This is a genomic window from Shewanella sp. 1CM18E (assembly GCF_023161665.1).
Taxonomy (GTDB): Bacteria; Pseudomonadota; Gammaproteobacteria; order Enterobacterales; family Shewanellaceae; genus Shewanella.
In genome coordinates this window covers 61,904-68,917 of the sequence record NZ_JALNTW010000022.1, presented here as the reverse complement: position 1 = coordinate 68,917, position 7,014 = coordinate 61,904, and the positions used below count along the sequence as shown (strand labels likewise).

5 protein-coding genes and 1 tRNA gene are annotated in these 7,014 nt (G+C 41.2%); 4 read left to right on the top strand and 2 right to left on the bottom strand.

What is annotated here, in order from left to right; all coding sequences use genetic code 11:
- Window positions 1-381: 381 nt before the first annotated feature.
- The gene (locus MSG37_RS19835) at window positions 382-1,461 is read left to right on the top strand and encodes a PLP-dependent cysteine synthase family protein (protein WP_248472395.1); all 1,080 of its coding nucleotides are present in this window, start codon (window positions 382-384) and stop codon (window positions 1,459-1,461) included.
- 121 nt (window positions 1,462-1,582) lie between these two features.
- Here MSG37_RS19835 and queE read toward each other — a convergent pair whose 3' ends face one another.
- Window positions 1,583-2,251, bottom strand: a complete 669-nt coding sequence (queE, locus tag MSG37_RS19830) for a 7-carboxy-7-deazaguanine synthase QueE (protein ID WP_248472397.1) — start codon at window positions 2,249-2,251, stop codon at window positions 1,583-1,585.
- A gap of 142 nt (window positions 2,252-2,393) precedes the next feature.
- Here queE and queC point away from each other — a divergent pair, with 142 nt between their 5' ends.
- Together queC and rrtA are read left to right on the top strand one after the other, a co-directional pair.
- Complete coding sequence (queC, locus tag MSG37_RS19825; RefSeq protein ID WP_248472394.1) at window positions 2,394-3,080, top strand: 7-cyano-7-deazaguanine synthase QueC; 687 nt, start codon at window positions 2,394-2,396, stop codon at window positions 3,078-3,080.
- A gap of 44 nt (window positions 3,081-3,124) precedes the next feature.
- Window positions 3,125-3,751 carry a rhombosortase gene (rrtA, locus tag MSG37_RS19820; RefSeq protein WP_248472393.1) on the top strand — a complete coding sequence of 209 codons (627 nt, stop codon included), beginning with the start codon at window positions 3,125-3,127 and terminating at the stop codon, window positions 3,749-3,751.
- A gap of 183 nt (window positions 3,752-3,934) precedes the next feature.
- Here rrtA and uvrB read toward each other — a convergent pair whose 3' ends face one another.
- Window positions 3,935-5,941, bottom strand: coding sequence for an excinuclease ABC subunit UvrB (gene uvrB, locus MSG37_RS19815; protein WP_248472392.1), 2,007 nt, complete (start codon window positions 5,939-5,941; stop codon window positions 3,935-3,937).
- A gap of 1,001 nt (window positions 5,942-6,942) precedes the next feature.
- On the opposite strand from uvrB, the gene MSG37_RS19810 reads away from it, so the two are divergent.
- Window positions 6,943-7,014 (top strand) — tRNA-Asn (locus tag MSG37_RS19810).

The window sequence follows — 7,014 nt, the reverse complement described above, 5'->3', positions numbered from 1 at the left end:
TCCCGAGTGGCCAAAGGGATCAGACTGTAAATCTGACGGCTCAGCCTTCGAAGGTTCGAATCCTTCTCCCTCCACCACTTTGCTCATCGCCATTCTAGAGTTTCAAGTATCCCGCTTCAAATTTCACGTTTCAAGTTCCTCTTTTCAAGTACTAGTATCAAGTTTCTAAATTTGCTGTTTTCTAAGTTCAACTTTTCTAATAAATTCATTTCCAAATCAAAGTTATCAGTCGTTCAAGACAAAATCCAATTTGAACACAATTTATATTTCAAACAGCAACTTATACTCCAGCCATGACTAAGCTTTAGTATTTTAGTTCTACCAATCCCTACGCCTTTTCACTATGATTTAACGCTAACCGCATTAATCAGAGGCAATAAAGTGACTAACTCTTGGGTAAATCAAGCAATTGAAAAAATTGAAGCAGATTTTCAGCGCAGCGCCGATACTCACTTAATAAAACTCGATACTCCTAACCTAAAAGGTATCGACATCTATTTAAAAGATGAAAGTACCCACCCAACCGGGAGTCTTAAACACCGCCTTGCCCGCTCACTATTTTTATATGCCCTTTGTAATGGTTGGATAAAACAAGACACCACAGTGATAGAATCATCATCTGGCAGTACTGCGGTATCTGAAGCCTACTTTGCCAGGTTGCTTGGACTGCCTTTTATTGCAGTAATGCCAAGCTCGACAGCCAAAAAGAAAATACAACAAATAGAGTTTTATGGCGGACAGTGCCACTTTGTTGACCATTCAAGTAAGATCTACGCCGAATCTGAGCGCCTAGCTGAAGAACTTAACGGCCATTACATGGATCAATTTACCTATGCTGAACGAGCTACCGATTGGCGCGGCAATAATAATATTGCTAACTCCATTTTTAATCAGATGGAAAAAGAGCAATATGCCATTCCCTCTTGGATTGTGATGAGTCCAGGTACGGGCGGCACATCTGCAACAATAGGTCGCTATATCCGTTATCAACGGCTTACAACCCAGCTTTGTGTTGTAGATCCCGAGCAATCTGTATTTTTTGATTACTTCAAAACCGGTGATAAAAACGTAACATGCGCCAATGGCAGTAAAATAGAAGGTATTGGTCGCCCAAGAGCAGAGCCTTCGTTTATTGCAGGGGTTGTAGATGAAATGCGTAAAATTCCTGATGCTGCATCAGTCGCAACCATTCATTGGTTAGAAAATATCATCGGCCGTAAAACAGGCGCTTCAACAGGCACTAACCTTTATGGCGCATTACAACTTGCAAGTGAAATGATCGCGAAGGGTGAAACTGGCTCTATCGTTACTTTAATCTGTGATTCTGGCGAACGCTATTTAGATACTTATTATGATGCAGATTGGGTTGCTGAGAATATCGGAGATTTAACCCCCTACACAAAGGCATTGCAGCAGTTTAGCACCACTAACAAACTTATTTGCCCGAGTCTCCAACGTTAGTCAGAAGCATTAGTAGCTAGCATTAATCAAAAACATAGTCGCTAGTATAGCTAGGCTTACAACAGCAATAAAAAAAAACCTTTTATCGAGAGATGAAAGGGCTTTTTTATGTGGATAGTGATTAATCAATATCTAAATACTTATGAGTTTGAATAGAAAGACGCCAATTACGTGCAATACAGGCAGCCATAGCTAACTCGGTTGCCCGCGGCTTTTGGCTTATAGGCTGTAAACAGACTGTTTTGCCATTCAAATCAATATCAGCTAGTAATTCATCAAGCTCATCAATATGTTTTTCCGTAGCGATTGGGTGCTTAATCTCATTAGCACGATTCAATGCTTGAGCTAATACTTTGTAACCACCTTTCATATTCACCTTAGGTGACACTGTTACCCAAGTATCTTGGTCGCATAAGACTTCAAATGTACCGCTGGTCTCTATTTGTGTTTGGTAGCCTTGGCTATGCAGGTATTGCGTCATGGCAGTCAAGTCGTATAAACAAGGTTCACCACCGGTTATTACCACATGCTTTGCATTAAAACCTTTCGCTTCAAAAGCTGCGACGAGTTCTTGTGCGGTTAACTCTGCCCAACGGCCAATAGTACCGTCAACTTGAATCACCAACTCTGGAGCAACTTTATTATGCTCCAATAACTCCCAAGTTTGTTTAGTATCGCACCAAGAGCAACCTACGGGACAACCTTGAAGTCTTACGAAAATGGCAGGTACACCGGTGAAAGTCCCCTCGCCTTGTATAGTTTCAAACACTTCATTTACTGGATACTTCATCATACTGCCTCTTGGTTAACCGGGGCGAAGTTATAGAGGATTTCGCCCCTAGTCGCAAGTAGTTTCAAAGCCAAGTAGTTTCAAAGCACTGACGCCTGCGTTAAACTATTAGGTCTTATTTATTACTAGATTAGATTTAATTATGTCAAAAGCCGTTGTAGTTTTTAGTGGTGGTCAAGATTCGACAACCTGCCTTATTCAAGCCCTTCAACAATTTGATGAGGTGCACGGCATTACCTTTGATTATGGTCAAAGACATAGACAAGAAATTGAAATTGCAAAAGAGTTAGGCAGCAAACTCAAACTTGCTAGCCATAAAGTCATGGATGTGACGTTACTCAATGAACTGGCCATTTCAGCGCTGACTCGCGATTCAATACCTGTTTCAAATGAACTGATGGAAAATGGTTTACCTAATACTTTTGTTCCAGGCAGAAACATACTGTTTTTAACCTTGGCGGGTATTTACGCGTATCAGCTAGGTGCTGATACCGTGATCACTGGCGTGTGTGAGACCGATTTCTCTGGCTACCCAGATTGTCGTAATGATTTTGTCAAAGCCATGCAAAACGCACTTGAACAAGGTATGGACAAGAAACTCACTGTATCGACACCATTAATGTGGCTTGATAAAGCAGAAACTTGGGCACTAGCAGATAAGCTGCAAAGCTTAGATCTTATCCGCCATGAAACACTAACCTGTTATAACGGCATCAAAGGCGATGGTTGTGGTACGTGTCCGGCTTGTCTTTTAAGAAAGCGTGGTCTTGAAGATTACCTTAATAATAAAGATACAATTCAAGCCCAATTAGCGGATAAAACTTGCTAAGGCAGAGCTAGCACAAGGATCGTTAATCTACAGGGACTTTATACTTGCGCCAAACTAACCTTAGCAAACTAAAACTTGAGGCTAATAGTCCTTACGTATTGGCTTTTTTAGTGAGCGTTTTATGTTGCATTCTTTATTTTGCAGACTTTGCATCAACGCTCGCTTATCAACGATATTTTATCTTAGATGGTCAATGGTGGCGCTTAGCCACGGGGAACTTACTGCACACTAATTTATGGCATTTGCTCATGAACTTAGCAGGTTTATGGGTAATAGTGGCATTACACGAACAGCATTACCGCATAACAGGATTAGCGCTGTTATTTACTTGCTTATGTCTGTTACAAGGTCTGGGGTTACTTGCCTTTTATCCAGAGCTTATCGGTTATGTAGGCTTAAGCGGGATGCTCCATGGTCTTTTTGCATATGGCGCAGTTTTTGATATCCGCCAAGGCTACAAATCCGGTTATTTATTATTGTTAGGTGCCATCGCTAAAGTAGCATATGAGCAATACTATGGAGCTAGCGCAGAGGTTACAGAGTTAATTAATGCTCGCGTAGCAACCGAAGCGCATTTAGTGGGTTTGGTTTGTGGCATTGCATGTGCCGTCATCGTGATAGCTTACCTCGCAATACTAAAAAAAGACTCTTCGAACACTAACAGCCGCTAAACCTATTGCAGCATTAGGTTCAAAGCAATATAAACGAACAAAGCAAGAGTGTTCACAGTAATAGTGCTAAAACCTATAGCAATCAAAGCATAGATACAGCTAGTAAATACAAGAATTTAGCGATATTTCTGCACCATAAAAAAGCCAGCTTAAGTTAAGCTGGCTTTTTGTTGGCTCGACGTTTTAAGCTTTTATAAATTGCTCTCTTAATCGACCGACCTGATCACGAATAGCTGCGGCTTCTTCGAACTCAAGATTCTTAGCATGTTCATGCATCTGCTTTTCGAGTCTATCAATCTCATGGCTAATATCAGCGGGTTTAACATGATAATCTCCCTGACCTTCTGCTACTCGCTGTAAATTATCTTGCGAAATATCAGTGGTATCACCAACATCCATCACGTCAGTGATTTTCTTCACCACCCCCTTTGGCGTAATACCATTATCAAGGTTGAACTGATGTTGTTTTTCACGGCGGCGGTTTGTTTCTGTTATTGCCTTGTCCATCGACTTGGTAATACGGTCGCCGTATAAGATCACTTTACCATTCACGTTACGAGCGGCGCGGCCAATTGTCTGAATAAGCGAGCGTTCTGAACGTAAAAAGCCTTCTTTATCTGCATCAAGAATACAAACTAGCGAGACTTCAGGCATATCTAGGCCTTCTCGTAATAAGTTAATCCCAATCAACACATCAAAAATACCCAGTCTTAAATCACGAATAATCTCTACTCGCTCTACGGTATCGATATCAGAGTGTAGATAACGCACTTTTACGTCGTGCTCGTCCAAATACTCTGTCAGATCTTCAGACATCCTCTTAGTTAAAGTGGTAACCAATACCCGCTCATTAACCGCAACACGTTTACCAATCTCAGATAATAAATCATCGACTTGTGTGCTTACCGGTCTGACTTCAATCTCAGGATCAAGCAAGCCGGTTGGTCTTACTACCTGCTCTGCAATTTCACCGTCGGACTTATCAATTTCATAATCACTTGGCGTTGCTGAAACGAAAATACTTTGTGGCATTAACGCTTCAAACTCTTCGAATTTTAGTGGACGGTTATCTAGCGCCGATGGTAAACGGAATCCATATTCCACTAAGTTCATTTTCCGAGAGCGATCGCCTTTATACATTGCGCCTATTTGCGGCACAGTTACATGCGACTCATCGATAATAAGCAAACCGTCTTCAGGTAAATAGTCCAATAAGGTTGGCGGCCCATCACCAGGCGCGCGCCCGGATAGATAACGTGAGTAGTTCTCGATCCCAGAGCAGTAACCCAGTTCCGTCATCATCTCGACATCGTACTGCACCCGCTCAGTGATCCGCTGCTCTTCTATTAACTTATTCAGATCAAGTAGCTGCTTTTTACGGTCTCTAAGTTCTTCTTTAATCTCTTCTGTTGCCGCCAAGATAGACTCACGCGGCGTAACATAGTGACTCTTAGGGTAAACCGTGATCCGTGCAATACGTTTAACAATATGGCCAGTGAGTGGATCAAACAGGCTTAAACGCTCAATTTCATCATCAAACAACTCAATACGAATTGCATGTTTATCTGAATCAGCCGGGAAAATATCGATCACTTCTCCACGAACTCGATAAGTACCACGTTGCAGTTCAATATCGTTACGTGTGTATTGCAATTCACTTAAACGCTTTAATATCGAGCGTTGCTCCATAATTGCACCTTCTCTAAGGTGCAATAGCATTTTCATATAGGCCTTAGGATCGCCTAGGCCGTATATGGCAGAAACCGATGCAATTAACACAACGTCTTTACGCTCTAACAAAGCTTTAGTCGCTGACAAACGCATTTGTTCAATATGAGCGTTAACCGAGGCGTCTTTCTCAATAAAGGTGCCCGTTGAAGGTACATAGGCTTCTGGTTGGTAATAGTCGTAATAAGAGACAAAATACTCAACGGCATTGTGGGGAAAGAACTCTTTCATTTCACCGTAGAGCTGCGCTGCTAGCGTTTTATTTGGCGCCATAATGATGGTTGGCCGTGACATTCTTTCGATAACATTAGCAACAGTGAACGTTTTACCTGAGCCCGTAACACCGAGTAGTGTTTGGCACGCGATACCAGACTCAAGACCGTCGACGAGCTTGTTAATTGCAGTAGGTTGATCGCCAGCAGGTTTATACGAGGATTCTAATTGAAATACAGATTCAGACACTCAGAGCGTTCCTTCTAAAGATAAGCCTTTATATTACCTTAGTTTGCTTAATAAAGGCGCGGTTTTATCAATTTCAATACGTACCGAGCGCTACAATTGATTAAAAGCACATTTAATAAGGACATTAAAGCGATCACCTCGCTGCCGATATTCGTTCTTTATTAGATAATGTCGGTTATTAGGTAATACTAAAAAAGATTCGTAACTATAGCGCTGGTATATAACAGCCGTTACTTAATGAAGAACAGCAAATGATGTTCCGCGCCCGCTTTACAACTTATAGCAATAACTAGCCAAAAGTGCTGTTTCAAACGCTAAAAGGCGTTGCTTATCAAAGCAGCGCTAGCATGCAGCTATAGTTTCAGCTACACAATGAAACTTTATAACGCCGTCAAGCGTAAGTCTTTTGGGCTAACGTTCGCGTCAACACTAGTAAAATGACCGCATTAATTCACAATATAAAACGCTTACTATATTACAGGATTGTAACAAGTTTGAAGTTGCCACAAAATTAACTGTTGATTTTTCCATCACATTGTTTTTAATCATTAAAAAAAACAATCAAAAATTTCGCTCAATTTAAGTCCAAGTCCCTAGCCATCGGCATTTGCCGAGGATTTTTATGACTAACCCACAGGCTTATCCACAGATTTAGTGGATAACTCTTGCAAAGCTTGTTGTACTGGGCATTTTAGCAGCAAGCTTCATAATCAACACAATCATGGATAACTGAAAGTTTCCTACAAATGTCGCTTAACTCGATAAACTCACTGCTCAATACTCGAATAAGTTAAAATATGTACGATAGAAAACTTGGCATAACTCATAGGCTTATATTGAAGCTGGTCAGATTTTAACAAAAATGCTGCATTCCTCATCATTATGCGCGTTAGGTGACCACTTAAGCGTATAATTTCATTTTTTTTCCCTTGTCGAGTTGACTCAATTGTAAGAGCGATTTAATATGCGCTCCGTCTTCAACGAGACGTAACTTAAACGATTCCCCTGTAGTTCAGTCGGTAGAACGGCGGACTGTTAATCCGTATGTCACTGGTTCAAGTCCAGTCTGGGGA

Excerpts from the sequence above, each read along its gene's own strand:
- queC (WP_248472394.1), top strand. The coding sequence starts at position 2,394 with ATGTCAAAAGCCGTTGTAGTTTTTAGTGGTGGTCAAGATTCGACAACC.
- queE (WP_248472397.1), bottom strand. The coding sequence starts at position 2,251 with ATGAAGTATCCAGTAAATGAAGTGTTTGAAACTATACAAGGCGAGGGG.